Origin of the sequence: Pseudomonas sp. MYb2 (assembly GCF_002979955.1) — a bacterium.
Lineage (GTDB): Bacteria > Pseudomonadota > Gammaproteobacteria > Pseudomonadales > Pseudomonadaceae > Aquipseudomonas.
This window is the reverse complement of sequence record NZ_PCQC01000016.1, coordinates 98,125-115,902: the sequence shown is the minus strand read 5'-3', so window position 1 is coordinate 115,902 and position 17,778 is coordinate 98,125. Positions and strand designations below refer to the sequence as shown.

Below are 17,778 nucleotides of genomic sequence, written 5' to 3'. Positions count from 1 at the left end.
GTTCTACCTCAGCTTCAGGGTGGCAAGGCCGATCAGCACGAGAATCACGGTGATGATCCAGAAACGGACGATCACGCGCGGCTCGGGCCAGCCCTTGAGTTCAAAATGGTGGTGAATCGGTGCCATGCGGAACACACGGCGACCGGTCAGCTTAAAGGACGCAACCTGAATGACGACTGACAGGGTTTCCATCACGAACACGCCGCCCATGATGAACAGGACGATTTCCTGACGGACGATCACGGCGATGGTGCCCAGTGCCGCGCCGAGTGCCAGCGCACCGACGTCACCCATGAACACTTGCGCCGGATAGGTGTTGAACCACAGGAAACCCAGACCGGCACCGATCAGCGCGCCGCAGAACACGATCAGTTCGCCCGCGCCCGGCACGTAGGGAATCAGCAGGTACTCAGCGAATTTCACGTTACCCGACAGGTAGCAGAAAATGCCGAGGCCACCGCCAACCATCACGGTCGGCATGATTGCCAGGCCATCGAGGCCGTCAGTCAGGTTGACCGCGTTGCTCGAACCGACGATGACAAAGTAAGTCAGCACGATGAAGCCCAGGCCCAGCGGAATGCTGTAATCCTTGAGCATCGGCAGAATCAGCGTGGTTTCCACCGGCGTGGAGGCAGTCATATAAAGGAAGATCGCCGCGCCGAGACCGAACACCGACTGCCAGAAATACTTCCAGCGGCTCGGCAAGCCACGGGAGTTCTTCTCGATGACTTTGCGGTAATCGTCGACCCAGCCGATGGCGCCAAACAGCAGGGTCACCAGCAGAACAGTCCAGACGTAGCGGTTGCTCAGGTCAGCCCAAAGCAGAGTGCTGACGCCGATCGAAGACAGAATCAGTGCGCCGCCCATGGTCGGTGTGCCCGACTTGGACAGGTGCGATTGCGGGCCATCGTTCCGCACGGATTGACCGATCTGACGGTTCTGCAGGGTGCGGATCATCCACGGGCCATAGCACAGCGACAAAACCAGCGCGGTCAGCACACCGAGGATCCCGCGCAGGGTCAGGTACTGAAAGACCGCGAAGCCTTTGTAGAACTGTTGCAGATACTCCGCTAGCAGCAGCAGCATTAATGTTTCTCCAGACTGGACCCGCACAGAGCCGCAACGATGTTTTCCATCGCTGCACTGCGCGAACCCTTGATCAAAATGGTGGTGTTTGTGTCCTGCTCGGCGTCGAGGGCCTGAATCAGTTCGGCTTGGCTGCCGAAGTGATGCGCCTGTTCACCGAAAGCGTTTACGGCGTGAACCATGTTTGGCCCAACGGCATAAAGCGCGGAAACCTTGCCACGGGCGTACTCGCCCACGTCGCGGTGCCCCTGCTCCGCCCAATCGCCCAACTCGCCGATATCTCCGAGCACCAGGACGGTGCGGCCGGAAAAGCCGGCGAGTATATCAACGGCGGCGCACATAGAGGTGGGGTTTGCGTTGTAAGTGTCATCGATCACGCGCATACCGTTTTTCGCCAGTTGCGCGACGGTGCGCCCCTTGACCGGTTGCACGGCGCCAAGCCCGGTGGCAATGCCGAACAGCGACACGCCCAAGGCGTGCGCAGCAGCGGCGGCGGCCATGGAATTGGCGACGTTGTGGGTGCCGAGCAGGTTCAGTTGAACGCGTTCGACACCTTCAGGTGTATGCAGGTTGAAGGCCGGGCAACCACGGGCATCGGTGCTCAGATCGCTGGCGTAGAAGTCCGCGTGCGTGTTGCTCAGGGCAAAAGTCAGCACTTTGCGCGCGCCCGCACGGGTCTTCCAGATGCCGAAGGCCTTGTCATCGAGGTTAAGCACGGCGACGCCGTCGGCCGCGAGCCCGTCGATGATTTCACCTTTGGCTTCAACGATTTTTTCAGGGCCGCCAAACTCACCGACGTGCGCGGTGCCGGCATTGTTCAGGATCGCCACGTGCGGTTTGGTCAGGCCAACGGTGTAAGCGATTTCGCCGAGACGCGAGGCACCCAGTTCGATCACCGCCGAGGTGTGTTGCGGCGCCAGTTCGAGCAGGGTCAGCGGTGCGCCGAGGTCGTTGTTCAGGTTGCCACGGGTTGCCAATACCGGACCGCGCGTGCGCAGGATGCTCGCGAGCATTTCCTTGACGGTGGTCTTGCCGCTGGAACCGGTGATCGCGGCGACTGGCTGAGTGAAGGCTGCACGGTTCAGCGCACCCAACTGGCCGAGGGCCTGACGAGTGTCTTTGACCAGCAATTGCGGCAAGGTGCTGTCGGCGACTTCGCGCTCGACCAGCGCAGCCACCGCGCCTTTGGCAGCAACGTCGTTCAAATAGTCATGACCGTCGAAACGCGGACCGGTCAACGCAATAAACAGTTGCCCAGGCTGGATCGCGCGACTGTCGATGCTGACGCCGTCGAAACTGGCATCACCAGCGATCAAACGCGCATCGAGGGCGTTGGTCAGTTCGCTGAGTTTCAGGGCCTTAAGCATGGGCCACCTCCCAAGCGGTCAGGGCGTGATCAGCCTCGACCAGATCGGAGAAAGCGTGGCGTTCGCCATTGATTTCCTGATAGTCCTCGTGACCTTTACCGGCCAGGACAACCACGTCGTCGGCGGAGGCGCCGGCAATCAGTTGCGCAATCGCCTGGCCACGGCCGGCGACGAAAGTGACTTTATCCACAGCCGTAAAACCGGCGCGGATGTCGTCGAAAATCACTGCTGGATCTTCGGTGCGCGGGTTGTCGTCGGTGACCAGTACCTGATCGGCCAGGCGCTCGACCACTTCGGCCATCAACGGACGCTTGCCGCGATCACGGTCACCGCCGCAGCCGAACAGACACATCAGCTGACCTTTGACGTGCGGGCGCAACGCGGTCAGGACTTTTTCCAGCGCGTCCGGAGTGTGGGCGTAATCGACCACCACCAACGGCTGCGTGCCGCCACCGAGACGCTGCATGCGACCGGCCGGGCCTTCGAGTTTCGGCAGCACCTTTAGAATTTCGTCGAGCGCGTAGTCCAGACCCAGCAAGGCGCCGACCGCAGCCAGGACGTTGCTCAGGTTGAAACGGCCGAGCAGAGTGCTGCGCACGAGGTGTTCGCCCTGCGGCGTGACCAGCGTGGCGCGCACGCCGTGGTCGTCGAACTGCGCTTCGCGGCAATACAGATAGGCGCTGTTGTCGAGCAGGCTATAAGTGATCAAGCGCGACTCACGTTTTTCCGCGGCCAGTTGTCGGCCGAAATCGTCGTCAAGGTTGACCACGCGGCACTTCAGGTCATTCCAGGCGAACAGCTTGGCCTTGGCCTCGGCGTACGCCTCCATGCTGCCGTGATAATCCAGGTGATCGCGGGACAGGTTGGTCATCACCGCCACGTCGAACGCCAGCGCCGTGACGCGACCCTGATCCAGACCGTGGGACGAGACTTCCATGGCCACGGCTTTGGCGCCGGCCTTTTTCAGGTCACCCAGGGTCGCTTGCACGGCGATCGGATTCGGCGTGGTGTGCAGACCGCTTTCCAGCGCGCCATAGAAGCCGGAACCGAGGGTGCCGACGATGCCGCAATGCTGACCGAGCAGATCCAGCGCCTGCGCAACCAATTGGGTCACGCTGGTCTTGCCGTTGGTGCCGGTCACGCCGATCAGGTTCAAGTGATGGCTCGGCTCGCCGTAAAAACGCCCGGCGATGTCCGACAGCTGTGCCGCCAGACCTTTGACCGGAATCAGCGGCACGTCAGTGATCGGCAGCACGGTGGCGCCTTCCACTTCATAAGCTACAGCCGCCGCACCGCGTTGCAGTGCGTCGGCAATGTGCGCACGGCCATCGAATTTGCCGCCAGGCACGGCGAGGAACAGATCGCCTGCGCGCACGTTACGGCTGTCCAGCGCCAATTCACGGATCAACAGATCGTGGCCGGCGTGGGGGAATATCTTGTTCAGACTTAATGACATCAGCCGCGCCCTCCATTGGCTTTCAGCGGAACGACCGGGGTAGCGTTGGCCTGTTGCGTGGTCGGCAGGTTGTCCGGGGTCACGTTCATCAGGCGCAGGGTGCCGGACATCACGCGGCTGAACACCGGCGCCGATACCAGACCACCGAAGTAGCCGGCCTTGGACGGCTCATCGATCACCACAACAATCGCGTAACGCGGATCGCTCATCGGGCCGAAACCGGCGAACAGCGAGCGGTACGAGTTTTCCGCGTAGCCCTTGGTGCCCACCGATGTTTTACGTGCAGTACCCGACTTGCCCGCCACGTGATACGCCGGCACTTGCGCACGGAACACTCCGCGCGGTGCTTCGATCACTTGGGTCAGCATGCCTTGCATGGTTTTCGCCACGGCTTCCGGCAGCACTTGGGTGGTCTGCGGCATCTTGTCGGTTTTGATCAGCGTCAGCGGCGCGAGACGACCGTTGTTGGCCAGTGCAGAGAACGCGTGCACCAGCTGGATCGCGGTCACGGAAATACCGTAGCCGTAGGACAGCGTCGCGGTTTCGGCCTTGCGCCACTCGCGATAGTTCGGCAGGTTACCGACACGTTCGCCCGGGAAACCGAGGCCGGTGTCCTGGCCAAGTCCGACTTTCTGCGCGAGGCGGAAAATGGTTTCGCCGCCGATATCGAAGGCGACCTTACTCATACCAACGTTACTGGAATTGATCAGAATGCCGGTCAGGTCGAGCACCGGGCCTTCAGTCCTGGATACGTCTTTGATCGTGTATTTGCCGATCTGCAGGGAACCCGGATACACCTCGACGGTGTCGCTCGGTTTCCAGCGGCCGGTTTCGATCGCGGCGCTCATCGAGATGGCTTTCATGGTCGAACCTGGCTCGAACACGTCGATCATCGCGCGGTTGCGCATCATCGCCGGTTGCAGGTTGCGACGGTTGTTCGGGTTGTAGGTCGGCTGGTTGACCATGGCCAGAATCTCGCCGGTCTTGACGTCCATGATCACCAGACTGCCGGCCTTCGCGCCGTTCTCGATGATCGCGTTACGCAGTTCGCGGTTGGCCAGATATTGCAGACGCAGGTCAATGGACAACGCCAAGGGCTTGCCGGCCTTGGCGTTTTTGGTGACCTGGACATCCTTGATCAGCCGTCCGCGCCGATCCTTGATGACCTGTCGTTTGCCCGGCACCCCGGCGAGCCACTCGTCATAGGCCAGCTCGACACCTTCACGACCGTGGTCGTCGATATCGGTAAACCCGACCATGTGCGCGGTGACCTCACCGGCCGGATAGAAGCGGCGGAATTCCTCGATGCCGTAGACGCCCGGCACTTTCAGGTCGAGCACAGCCTGGCCCTGCTCGGGAGTCAACCCGCGCACCAGATAAATGAATTCTTTGTTGGCCTGAGCCTCGAGGCGTTCGGTCAGTGCTTTCGGATCCTGACCCAGCGCGGCGGCGAGTGCCGGCCACTTCTCTTTCGCCGTTTGCATTTCCTTGGCGTTGGCCCACAGCGTGGTCACCGGGGTACTCACGGCCAAAGGCTCGCCGTTACGGTCGGTGATCAGACCACGGTGAGCCGGAATCGGAATGTGACGCAGACTGCGCGCGTCGCCCTGACCTTTGAGGAAGTCACGGTCAACCACTTGCAGGTCAATGATGCGCCAGCAGATCGCCGCGACCATGATGCCAAGCAGCGCCACCATCAGGCGGAAGCGCCATGGGAACAGTGCGCCTTCGAGTTTCATCATGGCGCCACCATCTTCACGTCAGCCGCGCCAGGAATATGCATTTTCAGTTGTTCGGTGGCCAGCACTTCGATGCGGCTGTGCGCGGTCCACGTGCTCTGTTCGAGAATCAGACGACCCCACTCGGCCTGCGCCTTGTCGCGCACGCTGAGTTCGTTATAAAGGGTGTTGAGCAACTGACGGTTCCAGTGCGCGCTGTACGACACGGCAATGGCCGACACGAGCACGCCGATGAACAGCAGCAGCATCAGAAAGCTGCCGCCGGGCAGTGGCTTGGCGAAAAGCTTGCTCACCGCAGCTTCTCCGCGACGCGCATGACGGCGCTACGGGAACGTGGGTTGGCTTTGAGTTCGGCGTCGGAGGCCGTCTGCGCTTTGCCATGGATTTTGATTTTCGGTTCGAACGCGACGTGGCGAACCGGCAGGTTGCGCGGCAGGTTGTCGGCTTCGCCTTTCACCAGCTTGCGCATGAACAGTTTGACGATGCGGTCTTCCAGCGAGTGGAAGCTGATCACCACCAGGCGGCCGCCGATTTCCAGAGCGTCCAGCGCGGCTTCGAGGCCGGCTTCCAGATCACCCAGTTCGTTGTTGACGTGAATACGCAAACCCTGGAAGGCACGGGTGGCCGGGTTCTTGCCCTTCTCCCAGGCCGGGTTGGCGACTTTCAATACTTCGGCCAGATCGGCGGTGCGCTCGAACGGCTTGATATCGCGACGCTCGGCGACGGCACGAGCCATGCGACCGGAGAAACGTTCTTCACCGTATTCCTTGAACACCCGGGCGATTTCCTCAGCCGGCGCGGTGTTGACGAATTCGGCAGCGCTGATGCCACGGGACGGATCCATGCGCATGTCCAGCGGGCCGTCATTGAGGAAACTGAAGCCGCGTTCAGCGTCGTCGAGCTGCGGCGACGACACGCCGAGATCGAGCAGGATGCCGCTGACCTTGCCGCTCAGGCCTTGCTCGGCAACCACCGAACCCAGCTCGGCAAAGCTGCGCTGCACAACGACAAAGCGGCCGTCTTCGGCCGCTAGCGCTTGCCCGGTGGCAATCGCTTGTGGGTCTTTGTCGAATCCGATGAGCCGACCGTCCGTGCCGAGCTGGCTGAGGATCAACCGGCTGTGTCCGCCGCGCCCGAACGTACCGTCCAGATAGCAGCCATCAGGACGTACGGCGAGAGCCTCGACGGCTTCGTCAAGCAGTACGGTGATGTGGTTAAAGCCGCTATCAATAGTCACAGGATCAAATCACGCAGTTCATCAGGCATCGCGCCCGGTTGTTGAATGGCAGCAAGGTCAGCGGCAGAAACCGCGTTCCATGCATCCTCGTCCCACAATTGGAACTTGTTCAGTTGGCCTACCAGCATTGCGCGCTTATCGAGCTTGGCGTACTCGCGCAGACGCGGTGGAACCAGAAAACGGCCACTGCCGTCGAGTTCGAGGTCTACGGCGTTGCCAATCAATAAACGCTGCAAGCGACGGTTCTCTTCGCGAAGCGAAGGGAGTGCGCGCAACTTGGTTTCAATAATTTCCCACTCGTCGAGCGGATAGACACACAGACACGGATCAACGGCATCAATGGTCACGATCAATTGGCCGGAACTGCGCGAATCGAGCTCGTCACGGTACCGGCTCGGCATGGCGAGACGGCCCTTTGCATCGAGACTGATAGCGTTAGCTCCGCGAAACACGTCTGCGTTTCTCCAATTTTTATCGTTTTGAGCTCAAAAAACCCACTTCATGCCACTTTCCGCCACTTGCGCACACTATAGGAATGCGCCCACCACACCGTCAAGGCGCGGATTAAAGGAAAACCCTTACAGAACGGAGATTTAGGAGCATAAAAGGAGGCGTAACGACAATCTGGCGCAGACTTTCGACCCATAACTTGATGCAGCACTGACAGCTGCGCTCGAAAGTTAAAGTAATTTGTTAAGAGTAAGATTTTTTCGGTATTACAAAAGCGCTTCTGCTGTTGATTGAAGCAAGGTGGGAAATGGCTATTACTGCGTTTGCCGCTGCCGAACTTTCAGGGCAGGCCTGCTGATATTACACAGCCCTGTTGCCTTTGATTCAAGCAGGGAAAGAAAAAGGTGGAGAGTCGATCTGTAAGCCGGGTTCTGTCTTGAACAGTCATTCGTCTACGATGGCCATCACTGGACATCTTTAGCAACCTACCCGGTCCCAGCGCGGGCCACGCCTTGGGACCCTATTTGGTCTTGCTCCAAGTGGGGTTTACCTAGCCACGAACTGTTGCCAGACGTGCGGTGCGCTCTTACCGCACCTTTTCACCCTTACCGGCGCCGAAGCGCTTAGGCGGTTATTTTCTGTGGCACTTTCCGTAGGCTCACGCCTCCCAGGCATTACCTGGCACTTCGCCCTATGGAGCCCGGACTTTCCTCCCCCCCCTAATTTTCATAGAGGGCAGCGACTGTCCGATCGACTCTCCGCCGCGAAGGTTAACGGCAGAGCGGCCGAAGAACAAGCGCTAATAGCCGCAAAACCTGTCTGCGCGACGGGTTACTCGCCCTTCTGTTTATCCAGCGCGACCTGATACAGCACGTTTTTGCGCTCGCCAGTGATCTGCGCAGCCAAGGCAGCAGCACGCTTGAGCGGCATCTCTTCGAGCAACAGATCGAGCACCCGCATCGCCTCGCTGCTGACGGTGTCTTCAGACTCCGGCGCGGTCCAGCCCGCCACCAGCACGACGCATTCGCCGCGCTGCTGATTACTGTCGGATTCAACAAATGCGCGCAGCTCAGCCAACGGCAAGCCCTTGAGCGTCTCGAAGGTTTTAGTGATTTCACGGGCAAGCAATGCCTGACGCTCACCACCAAACACTTCTTCCATATCCTGCAGACATTCAAGAATGCGGTGCGGGGCTTCATAGAAAATCAAAGTCCGCGGTTCTTCTTTAACAGCTGCCAGCCGCGCCTTGCGTCCGACCGACTTGGCTGGCAAGAAGCCTTCAAAGATAAAACGATCGGACGGCAGCCCCGCCGCTGATAGCGCAGCAATCAATGCACAAGCACCCGGCACCGGCACAACATTGATCCCGGCAGCACGGGCCTGCCGTACCAAGTGATAACCCGGATCGGAAATCAGCGGCGTGCCGGCATCGGAGATCAGCGCAACGTTGTCGCCCGCCAGCAAACGGGTAATAAAGCGACTACCTTCATCTCGTTCGTTATGTTCGTGACACGCAGCCAGCGGCGTGGCAATCCCGAAGTGCTGCATCAGGCGCGCCGAGTGACGAGTGTCTTCAGCAGCGATCAATGCCACTTCACGGAGGATTTTCAGGGCCCGGGCGCTGATGTCGTCCAGGTTGCCGATGGGCGTCGCCACCACATAAAGCGAGCCAGCAGCGGAATTCAGGGAACCTGGAGCAGTCAAAGCGCACACCTCGTGATCGGTAAAAGCGGCCATTGTAGCGCGACACGAGGCTTGCGACGCGCTTCGACCCACCACGGTTTTCCTCGTGGTTACGCACCATCGCAACATTTACTACAGCTAAATCGTTCGTTTCACGCCACTAACATCGCGCCCCGGCCAGTGCTTGGGTACAATTCGACGCTAATTTGATCGAGTATCAGGAACACTTACATGATCGTTTGCCTGCGGCTGTTCACTGCCCTCTGCCTCGCTGCCCTGTTGGCGGCTTGCGCCAGCTCCCCTTCCTCCAGCCTTGGCGAACTTCCACGGACCCCGGATGCCAGCATCGAGCAACTGCTCGAACAGGCGACCCAGGCGAAAACCCCGGAAAAAGCCGCCCTGTTGCGCCTCAGCGCGGCGGATCTGGCTTATCGCCAAGGCAACGCCGGACAGTCCGCGCAAATCCTGCAACAAGTGCCGATGGAGCAACTGAAGCCAGGCCAGCAGATTTTCGCCAGCACGCTGAATGCTGAGCTGGCCATGACCCGCAATCAGCCGAAAGCCGCGCTGACTGCCCTGAGCCATCCAAGCCTGCAACACTTGGGCGAGATGCCTGAAGAGCAGCAAGTGCGCACCGGCACCGTTCACGCCCGCGCCCTTGAAGCCGACGGTCAGACGCTCGCAGCCGCTCGCGAGCGCGTGTTCATCGCGCCGATGCTGCAAGGCGAAGCCGCGAGCAAGAACCACGAAGCGATCTGGACCCTGATTGGCTCGCTGCCGTCCGACCAACTGCAACCGAACACCACCGACGATCTCGGCGGCTGGATGGGCCTGGCGCTGGCAGTGAAATCCGCCGGTACGCTGGAACAGCAGCAAGCCGCGATCGACACCTGGCGGGCGCAGAATCCAAAGCACCCGGCCGCGATCAACCTGCCGCTGCCGCTGACCAAACTCAAGGAGCTGGCCAGCCAGCCTCTGAGCAAAATCGCCCTGCTGCTGCCGCAGGACGGCCAACTGGCCGCCGTTGGCAAGGCGCTGCGTGAAGGTTTCATGGCTGCGCACTATCAGGCACAACAGGCCGGGCAGAAGCCACCAGCGATCGAGTTCTACGACAGCTCGAAGCTGACTTCGATGGACGAGTTCTACCGCAAGGCTCAGGCTGACGGCGTGCAACTGGTCGTTGGCCCACTGGAAAAACCACTGGTCAAACAACTGAGCACTCGCCCGCAACTGCCGATCACCACCCTCGCGCTGAACTACAGCGAAGGCGATCAGGGCCCGGCGCAGCTGTTCCAGTTTGGTCTGGCCGCTGAAGACGAAGCCCGCGAAGTGTCGCGCCGCGCTCGTGCCGATGGCTTGCACCGCGCCGCGATCATGGTGCCGAAAGGCGAATGGGGCGACCGTGTACTGCGTGCCTTCAGCCAGGACTGGCAAGCCAACGGCGGCAGCATTGTTGCCACCGAACGCGTCGATCAGCCGGTGCAACTGGCCCAGCAGATCGCTGACATGTTCCAGCTGCGTCAGAGCGAAGCCCGCGCCAAGAGCCTGCAGAACGCCGCCGGCACCAACGTAGCCGCGCAGCCGTCGCGTCGTCAGGACATCGAGTTCATCTTCCTTGCTGCCACGCCGCAACAGGCACAACAGATCAAGCCGACCCTGAACTTCCAGTACGCCGGTGACGTTCCGGTTTACGCGACCTCGCACGTTTACAGCGCTAGCGGCGACGTCAATCAGTACAACGATATGAACGGCATTCGCTTCTGCGAAACCCCGTGGCTGCTGGACTCCAGCGATCCACTGCGTCAGCAAGTGGTTGCACAGTGGCCGCAAGCCGCCGGCAGCCTCGGCCGCCTGTACGCAATGGGCGTGGATGCCTATCGCCTGGCACCGCGCCTGGGCCAACTCAAAGCCCTGCCGGACAGCCGCATCGACGGTGAATCGGGCAGCCTCGGCATGACCCAGACCCAACGCGTTGTGCGTCAATTGCCTTGGGCGCAGTTCGTCAGCGGCCAGGTTCAGCGCCTGCCGGACACCCCGCGCTAATGCCTGACAGGTCACGCTCGCAGAGCGGCAAGGATGCCGAGCGCCAGGCGCTCGAGCATCTGCAAAACCAGGGGTTGCAGCTGCTTGCACAGAACTGGTTATGTAAACGCGGCGAGCTTGATCTGGTCATGCTTGATGGCGATACAGTAGTATTCGTTGAAGTTCGCTACAGAAAAAACACTCAATGGGGTGGCGCGCTCGCTAGCATCGACGGGCGCAAGCAGCAGAAACTGATTTTCGCTGCGCAGTATTTTCTTCAACGCGAATCGCGTTGGGCCAATTCCCCTTGCCGCTTCGACGTGGTGGCGATCGACTGCCATCCGGATCAGCTGAACTGGTTGCAGAATGCTTTCGACAGTTGATCGCCGGCGTTGCTACCCGGACAATCCCACCGACAAATTTTGCTCTTTGCTTTGCGGGCTGCACATTCATGTGCCGAATAGCCGCGCTACTTAAGGTCACACAGATGGACATGCAATCCCGAATTCGCCAGCTTTTCCAGGCCAGTATCGACACCAAGCAACAGGCGATGGACGTACTTGCACCGCACATCGAGCAAGCCAGCCAGATCATGGTCAACGCCCTGCTCAACGAAGGCAAAATGCTCTCGTGCGGCAACGGCGGCTCGGCCGGCGACGCGCAGCACTTCTCGTCCGAGCTGCTCAACCGCTTCGAGCGCGAGCGCCCGAGTCTGCCGGCTATCGCTCTGACTACCGACACGTCGACGATTACCTCGATCGCCAACGACTACAGCTACAACGAAGTGTTCTCCAAACAGATCCGCGCGCTCGGTCAGCCAGGCGATGTCCTGCTGGCGATTTCGACCAGCGGCAACTCGGCGAACATTATTCAAGCGATCCAGGCCGCACATGATCGCGAAATGATTGTCGTAGCTTTGACCGGACGCGATGGCGGCGGCATGGCGTCGCTGCTGTTGCCCGAGGACGTCGAGATTCGCGTACCGGCCAATGTCACTGCACGTATTCAAGAAGTCCACTTGCTGGCGATCCATTGCCTCTGCGATCTGATCGACAGCCAACTGTTCGGGAGTGAAGAATGACCCCTAATCGCCTTGGCCTTCTGGCCTTGACCCTGTGCCTCGGCATCAGCGGTTGCACCTCGGTGGTGAACGCCAGCCGTGAAGCACCGATCGATGACGATCGTGGCACCCGCACCTTCGGCAGCAAGATCGACGACTCGTTGATCGAAACCAAAGTGGGCGTAAACGTGGCCAAAGCCGACCCGGCCCTGGACAACGATTCGCACATCGTCGTCACCAGTTTCAACGGTGTTGTCTTGCTGGCCGGTCAAACGCCTCGCGCAGACTTGAAAGCCAAGGCCGAGCAAGCGGCAGCCGCCGTCCAACGGGTAAAAACCGTTCATAACGAACTGCAAGTCATACCGCCGTCCGGCTTCCTGGCGCGCCAGAACGACACCTGGCTGACCTCCAAGATCAAGACACAGATGCTCACCGACGCCAGCATCCCTGGCTCGCGCATCAAGGTCGTGACCGAGAACGGCATCGTCTACCTGCTGGGCCTGCTGACCAAACAGGAAGCCACTCAGGCGACCAACCTGGTTCAGGGGGTTTCCGGGGTGCAGAAGATCGTCAAACTCTTCGAATACATCGACTGACACACAACGCTGTGCAGGAGCTGCCGCAGGCTCCTACAGTTTGGCGATGCGCATGCAGTTTTGAGACGCGCATGAAAAAGGCGATCCATCCGGATCGCCTTTTTTTATTTCACCACTTTCAGACTTGGCCGGCCGCTTGGACGCGGTGGCTCACTGTCCGGTGGCGGCTGCTCGTCACCCAGCTCGATGTCGTCTTCGTCATCCATCGGTGATTCGAGATCGAACACCATGCCTTGACCGTTCTCCCGGGCATAGATGCCCAGAATCGCGCTGATCGGCACATACAAGCTGTGTGGAACGCCACCGAAGCGACCTTCAAAGGTCACCACGTCGTTGTCCATGTGCAGATGACGCACGGCGCTCGGCGAGATGTTCAGGACAATCTGCCCGTCACTGGCAAAACCCTGCGGCACCTGCACCGCCGGGTATTCGGAATTGACCAGCATGTGCGGGGTGCAATCGTTATCAACAATCCACTCGTAGAGCGCGCGGACCAGATAAGGTCGACTGGAGTTCATAGCGGCTCCTTAAGCCTTAGCGCATATCGCGTTCGACGCCAGACAGACTCGCCTGGAAAGCCTCACGCGCAAACTGGCGCTCCATGTAATCAAGCAGCGGCTTGGCTGGCCGCGGCAGTTCAATACCCAGAATCGGCAAACGCCAGAGTATTGGCAATAGGCAGCAATCCACCAGACTTTGTTCCTCACTGAGGAAAAATGGCTTGTCGGCGAACAGCGGCGACACGCCCGTCAGGCTTTCTCGCAATTCCTTGCGCGCCACGACTCGCGCGGCCTCCTTGCTTTTCGGATCCAGGATCAGATCCACCAGACCACACCAGTCTCGCTGAATACGGTGAATCAGCAGACGGCTGTTGGCACGCGCTACCGGATAAACCGGCATCAATGGCGGGTGCGGGTAACGCTCATCCAGATATTCCATCACCACGGTCGACTCCCACAACGCCAGGTCACGATCGACCAGCGTCGGCAGACTGCCGTAAGGGTTCACCTCAATCAGTTTAGGCGGCTGACGACCAGCTTCCACATAAATGATTTCGGCGCTGACACCCTTCTCTGCAAGCACGATGCGCACTCGGTGGGAATAGTGGTCGGCGGGGTCGGAGTAACAGGCCAACCGATTGGTCACGCCCATGGCGATCCTCCTCGCTTGTTGAATTTGTCGGAACCGGAAAAACGCGCGCGCCCAGAGGGCGCCTCCCACAACACCTGGCGAACCAGATCTTGTGTACCGGAGGCGCCCTTGGGCGCGCGCGATTAACAGCAATGCTTGAAGCGTATCAGTGCACGTCTTTCCAGTATTCACGCTTGAGCAGGTAGGCGAACACAAAGAAGAACGCCAGGTACAGCAAGACATAAGTACCGATGCGCTGATGTTGCAGCTTAACCGGGTTAGCCGAGTAAGCCAGGAAGGTTACCAGATTCTTGACCGTCTCATCGAACTGCTCTGCATTCTGAGTACCGGTCTTCGGCACGATGGTCAGCTGATCACACGCTTCATGGGTCAAAGGCGTGCCGGTCAGCGGATCGTATTGCTTTTTGCCATCCTCGACGATCTGCACCTGTTTGCAACCCACGACCTGACGACCTTGCAGGCCGACCAGTACGTTAGGCATGCCGACGTTCGGGAAGACCTTGTTGTTCACGCCCCATGGACGCGCAGGATCTTCGTAGAACGAATGCAGATAACCGTAGAGCCAGTCGGTGCCGCGCACGCGTGCCACCAGCGTCAGGTCCGGTGGCGCCGCGCCAAACCAGGTCTTGGCGTCGGCTGGCTGCATGCCAATGTTCATGTGATCGCCGATTTTCGCGCCGGTGAACACCAGTTTTTCCAGCATCAGTTCGTGAGGGATACCGAGGTCATCGGCAACCCGCTCGTAACGCTGGAACTTGGCACTGTGGCAACCCATGCAATAGTTGGCAAAGGTACGCGCACCATCCTGCAAGGCAGCCTTGTCGGAGACGTCAATGTCGACCTTTTCCAGCTCCGGACCACCGTGTTCAGCGGCAAAAGACAAGACAGGCAGAGCAGCAAAAATCAGAGCAAAAAATAACTTTTTCATCAGCCAGTCACCCTTTCCGGAACCGGTTTGGTCTTCTCGAGCCGGGTGTAGAACGGCATCAGAATGAAGTAGGCGAAGTACAGGAAGGTGCAGACCTGCGACAGCAAGGTTCGTCCCGGAGTCGGCGCAAGAACGCCAAGAATGCCGAGAATAACGAACGAAATGCAGAACACCACCAGCCAGATTTTGCTCATCCAGCCTTTGTAGCGCATCGATTTCACCGGGCTGCGATCGAGCCACGGCAGCACGAACAGCAAGGCAATCGAGGCGCCCATGGCGATAACACCCATGAGTTTGTCCGGAATCGCACGCAGGATGGCGTAGAACGGCGTGAAGTACCAAACCGGGGCAATGTGCTCAGGCGTCTTGAACGGGTTAGCTTGCTCGAAGTTTGGTTTTTCGAGGAAGTAGCCGCCCATTTCCGGGAAAAAGAACACAATAAAGCAGAAGATAAACAAGAACACCACAACACCGACAATGTCCTTCACGGTGTAGTACGGGTGGAAGGCAATGCCGTCCAGCGGGATGCCGTTTTCGTCTTTGTGCTTCTTGATATCGACGCCGTCAGGGTTGTTCGAACCCACTTCGTGCAACGCCAGAATGTGCAACACCACCAGACCGAGAATCACGATTGGCAGCGCGACAACGTGCAAGGCGAAGAAGCGGTTCAAGGTGATTCCGGAGATCAGATAGTCACCACGGATCCACTGCGTCAGGTCGTTACCGATGACGGGAATCGCACCGAACAGCGAGATGATCACCTGGGCACCCCAGTACGACATCTGGCCCCACGGCAGTAGATAACCCATGAAGGCTTCGGCCATCAGCGCCAGGTAAATCAGCATGCCGAACACCCAGACCAGCTCGCGCGGTTTCTGGTACGAACCGTAAAGCAGACCACGGAACATGTGCAGATACACCACGATGAAGAACATCGAAGCGCCGACAGCGTGCAGCAGGCGCAAGATCGAACCGTGATTGACGTCACGCATGATGCCTTCGACGGACGCAAAAGCCTCTTCTGCCGATGGCGTGTAGCTCATCGTCAGCCAGACACCGGTGACGAGCTGGTTTACCAGCACCAGCAGCGCCAGGGAGCCGAAGAAGTAGAAAAAGTTGAAGTTTTTTGGAGCGTAATACTTGCTGAGATGGTCTTCCCACATTTTGGTCGCAGGAAAGCGCGCATCAACCCAATCCATGAATTTGCTCATCACGCTTTCTCCGTATCGACGCCAATGACAATCAGGTCATCGGTCTCATAGGAATGCGGGGGAACTGGCAGGTTCAAAGGCGCAGGTTGCGACTTGTAGACGCGGCCAGCCAGATCGTAGTGGGAGCCGTGGCAAGGGCAGAAATAACCACCGACCCAGTCTTTACCCAGATCCGCAGGTGCCACTTCGGGACGGAAGGTTGGCGAGCAACCCAAGTGTGTGCAGATCCCGATCAGCAACAGAATTTCCGGCTTGATCGAGCGCACCTCAGGGTCGACATAGGTGGGTTGCGTGGAGTTTTTGGAAGTCGGATCGGAGAGCTGGCCCTCGATCTTCTTGAGATTCCCCAGAATTTCCTCGGTACGGCGGACAATGAACACCGGCTGGCCGCGCCACTCAGCAATCATCTGCTGTCCTGGCTCGATTTTGCTGACATTCACTTTCACCGGTGCACCAGCGGCTTTCGCCTTGGCACTGGGAAACCATGACCCCACGAACGGGACCGCAGCCCCCACCGCTCCTGCAGCACCCACCACGGATGTGGCTGCTACCAAGAAGCGACGCCGGCCTGCATTCACGCCGTCATTGCTCATTCAGTCCTCTCCCATCAGCTTTTGTGGCCTGTTAAATCAGGCATCTACTAAATAAATCAATGTTACTTATAAAAATTTTGCCGAGATGGTAATGAAAAGCCCCAATTCTGACAAGGGAATTACCCGGAGCTCATACCCTCAAGCCTTGCAGTATAGGGGGTCTACAGAAGTGGCAAGTTGTCGCAGCGCAATTCTTTGATAAATCGCAGGCATAAAAAAACGCCCGCTTCCGTGAGGAGGCGGGCGTTCTTTTTGAACGCGAAAGCGGAATTAACGCTTCGAGTACTGCGGACGCTTACGCGCTTTACGCAGACCAACTTTCTTACGTTCAACTTCACGGGCGTCGCGAGTAACGAAGCCAGCTTTGCGCAGAGCGCCACGCAGGGTTTCGTCGTAGTCCATCAGAGCGCGAGTGATACCGTGGCGGATTGCGCCAGCTTGACCACTTACACCACCGCCGATCACGGTGACGTAGATGTCGAACTTCTCGACAGTCTCAGTCAGCTCCAGCGGCTGGCGAACTACCATGCGGGCAGTTTCACGGCCGAAGAAGTTTTCCAGCGAACGGTTGTTGATGGAGATGTTACCAGTACCCGGACGCAGGAAAACGCGTGCGGTTGCGGTCTTGCGACGGCCAGTGCCGTAATTTTGAGTCGCCGACATAATGTACTATTCCGTTAAAACTTCAGTTCTTGGGGCTGCTGAGCAGTATGTGGGTGTGCAGCGCCCGCATAGACTTTCAGCTTACGGTACATGTCGCGACCCAGTGGGTTTTTAGGCAGCATGCCTTTAACCGCGGTCTCGATCACGCGCTCAGGGGCTTTAGCGATCAGCTTTTCAAAGTTGATCGACTTGATGCCGCCCGGGAAACCGGAGTGGGAGTAGTACATTTTGTCAGTGGTTTTAGCACCGGTAACACGAATCTGCTCAGCGTTGATTACGACGATGTAGTCGCCGGTGTCAACGTGAGGAGTGTACTCAGGCTTGTGCTTGCCACGCAGACGGCTCGCGATTTCGGTGGCCAGACGACCCAGGGTCTGACCAGCAGCGTCGACGACAAACCAGTCGCGCTTTACTGTTTCCGGTTTAGCAGTAAAAGTTTTCATTCTTTATAGCCTCAGGGGCCGCCCTGTAAATTAGACGGCGGATCTTACTGAATAGTGCGTACTTTGACAAGTCAAAGGCAGCCGGATACAGA

General features: G+C 58.9%; 19 protein-coding genes and 1 other RNA gene. 4 read left to right on the top strand and 16 right to left on the bottom strand.

The genetic code is table 11. The annotated features are described in order from the left end of the window. Positions 1-3: 3 nt before the first annotated feature. The 9 genes from mraY to rsmI all read right to left on the bottom strand — a co-directional run bounded on the left by mraY (position 4) and on the right by rsmI (position 9,072). Positions 4-1,086: a phospho-N-acetylmuramoyl-pentapeptide-transferase gene (mraY, locus tag CQ009_RS22960; RefSeq protein ID WP_007917000.1), complete on the bottom strand. Its 1,083-nt coding sequence runs from the start codon at positions 1,084-1,086 to the stop codon at positions 4-6. Continuing rightward, positions 1,086-2,453 carry a UDP-N-acetylmuramoyl-tripeptide--D-alanyl-D-alanine ligase gene (gene murF / locus CQ009_RS22955; RefSeq protein WP_105708798.1) on the bottom strand — a complete coding sequence of 456 codons (1,368 nt, stop codon included), beginning with the start codon at positions 2,451-2,453 and terminating at the stop codon, positions 1,086-1,088. The genes mraY and murF overlap by 1 nt, the downstream gene beginning before the upstream one ends. Then, entirely contained in the window at positions 2,446-3,909 is a 1,464-nt protein-coding gene (locus tag CQ009_RS22950) for a UDP-N-acetylmuramoyl-L-alanyl-D-glutamate--2,6-diaminopimelate ligase (protein WP_105708797.1), read from the bottom strand. Before CQ009_RS22950 ends, murF begins: the two co-directional genes overlap by 8 nt. After that, positions 3,909-5,648, bottom strand: a complete 1,740-nt coding sequence (locus CQ009_RS22945; RefSeq protein WP_177330985.1) for a penicillin-binding protein 2 — start codon at positions 5,646-5,648, stop codon at positions 3,909-3,911. The genes CQ009_RS22950 and CQ009_RS22945 overlap by 1 nt, the downstream gene beginning before the upstream one ends. After that, positions 5,648-5,941, bottom strand: coding sequence for a cell division protein FtsL (gene ftsL, locus CQ009_RS22940; protein ID WP_007917008.1), 294 nt, complete (start codon positions 5,939-5,941; stop codon positions 5,648-5,650). The genes CQ009_RS22945 and ftsL overlap by 1 nt, the downstream gene beginning before the upstream one ends. Then, complete coding sequence (gene rsmH, locus CQ009_RS22935) at positions 5,938-6,885, bottom strand: 16S rRNA (cytosine(1402)-N(4))-methyltransferase RsmH (protein ID WP_163024099.1); 948 nt, start codon at positions 6,883-6,885, stop codon at positions 5,938-5,940. The genes ftsL and rsmH overlap by 4 nt, the downstream gene beginning before the upstream one ends. Beyond that, a complete protein-coding gene (gene mraZ, locus CQ009_RS22930; RefSeq protein WP_007917012.1) occupies positions 6,882-7,337 on the bottom strand; it encodes a division/cell wall cluster transcriptional repressor MraZ in 456 nt (151 codons plus the stop codon). Before mraZ ends, rsmH begins: the two co-directional genes overlap by 4 nt. A 402-nt stretch (positions 7,338-7,739) precedes the next feature. Beyond that, positions 7,740-8,093, bottom strand: an RNA gene (gene rnpB, locus CQ009_RS22925) — RNase P RNA component class A. Positions 8,094-8,166: 73 nt separating this feature from the next. Next, positions 8,167-9,072 (bottom strand): 16S rRNA (cytidine(1402)-2'-O)-methyltransferase, encoded by a 906-nt coding sequence (rsmI, locus tag CQ009_RS22920; protein WP_064392869.1) that lies wholly within the window; start codon positions 9,070-9,072, stop codon positions 8,167-8,169. A 177-nt stretch (positions 9,073-9,249) separates the two neighbouring features. On the opposite strand from rsmI, the gene CQ009_RS22915 reads away from it, so the two are divergent. The 4 genes from CQ009_RS22915 to CQ009_RS22900 all read left to right on the top strand — a co-directional run bounded on the left by CQ009_RS22915 (position 9,250) and on the right by CQ009_RS22900 (position 12,696). Further along, positions 9,250-11,061 (top strand): penicillin-binding protein activator, encoded by a 1,812-nt coding sequence (locus tag CQ009_RS22915; RefSeq protein ID WP_105708796.1) that lies wholly within the window; start codon positions 9,250-9,252, stop codon positions 11,059-11,061. After that, positions 11,061-11,423: a YraN family protein gene (locus CQ009_RS22910; protein WP_105708795.1), complete on the top strand. Its 363-nt coding sequence runs from the start codon at positions 11,061-11,063 to the stop codon at positions 11,421-11,423. The genes CQ009_RS22915 and CQ009_RS22910 overlap by 1 nt, the downstream gene beginning before the upstream one ends. Positions 11,424-11,527: 104 nt before the next feature. Continuing rightward, positions 11,528-12,121 (top strand): phosphoheptose isomerase, encoded by a 594-nt coding sequence (locus CQ009_RS22905; protein WP_008082788.1) that lies wholly within the window; start codon positions 11,528-11,530, stop codon positions 12,119-12,121. Then, complete coding sequence (locus CQ009_RS22900; RefSeq protein WP_007917023.1) at positions 12,118-12,696, top strand: BON domain-containing protein; 579 nt, start codon at positions 12,118-12,120, stop codon at positions 12,694-12,696. Before CQ009_RS22905 ends, CQ009_RS22900 begins: the two co-directional genes overlap by 4 nt. A 104-nt stretch (positions 12,697-12,800) precedes the next feature. Here the strand turns inward: CQ009_RS22900 and CQ009_RS22895 are convergent, their stop codons facing one another. The 7 genes from CQ009_RS22895 to rplM form a co-directional block, all read right to left on the bottom strand. Then, positions 12,801-13,214 carry a ClpXP protease specificity-enhancing factor gene (locus CQ009_RS22895; protein WP_064392872.1) on the bottom strand — a complete coding sequence of 138 codons (414 nt, stop codon included), beginning with the start codon at positions 13,212-13,214 and terminating at the stop codon, positions 12,801-12,803. A 16-nt stretch (positions 13,215-13,230) separates the two neighbouring features. After that, positions 13,231-13,848, bottom strand: coding sequence for a glutathione S-transferase N-terminal domain-containing protein (locus CQ009_RS22890; protein ID WP_007961620.1), 618 nt, complete (start codon positions 13,846-13,848; stop codon positions 13,231-13,233). 145 nt (positions 13,849-13,993) lie between these two features. Then, positions 13,994-14,776, bottom strand: a complete 783-nt coding sequence (locus CQ009_RS22885; protein ID WP_064392873.1) for a cytochrome c1 — start codon at positions 14,774-14,776, stop codon at positions 13,994-13,996. Next, on the bottom strand, positions 14,776-15,987 hold the full coding sequence (locus CQ009_RS22880; RefSeq protein ID WP_064392874.1) for a cytochrome bc complex cytochrome b subunit: 1,212 nt from the start codon (positions 15,985-15,987) through the stop codon (positions 14,776-14,778). The genes CQ009_RS22885 and CQ009_RS22880 overlap by 1 nt, the downstream gene beginning before the upstream one ends. Beyond that, positions 15,987-16,580 carry a ubiquinol-cytochrome c reductase iron-sulfur subunit gene (petA, locus tag CQ009_RS22875; RefSeq protein WP_007917031.1) on the bottom strand — a complete coding sequence of 198 codons (594 nt, stop codon included), beginning with the start codon at positions 16,578-16,580 and terminating at the stop codon, positions 15,987-15,989. Before petA ends, CQ009_RS22880 begins: the two co-directional genes overlap by 1 nt. Before the next feature lie 270 nt (positions 16,581-16,850). Beyond that, a complete protein-coding gene (rpsI, locus tag CQ009_RS22870; protein ID WP_008080273.1) occupies positions 16,851-17,243 on the bottom strand; it encodes a 30S ribosomal protein S9 in 393 nt (130 codons plus the stop codon). Between the two features lie 14 nt (positions 17,244-17,257). Next, positions 17,258-17,686 (bottom strand): 50S ribosomal protein L13, encoded by a 429-nt coding sequence (gene rplM / locus CQ009_RS22865; protein WP_007917032.1) that lies wholly within the window; start codon positions 17,684-17,686, stop codon positions 17,258-17,260. Positions 17,687-17,778: the final 92 nt, after the last annotated feature.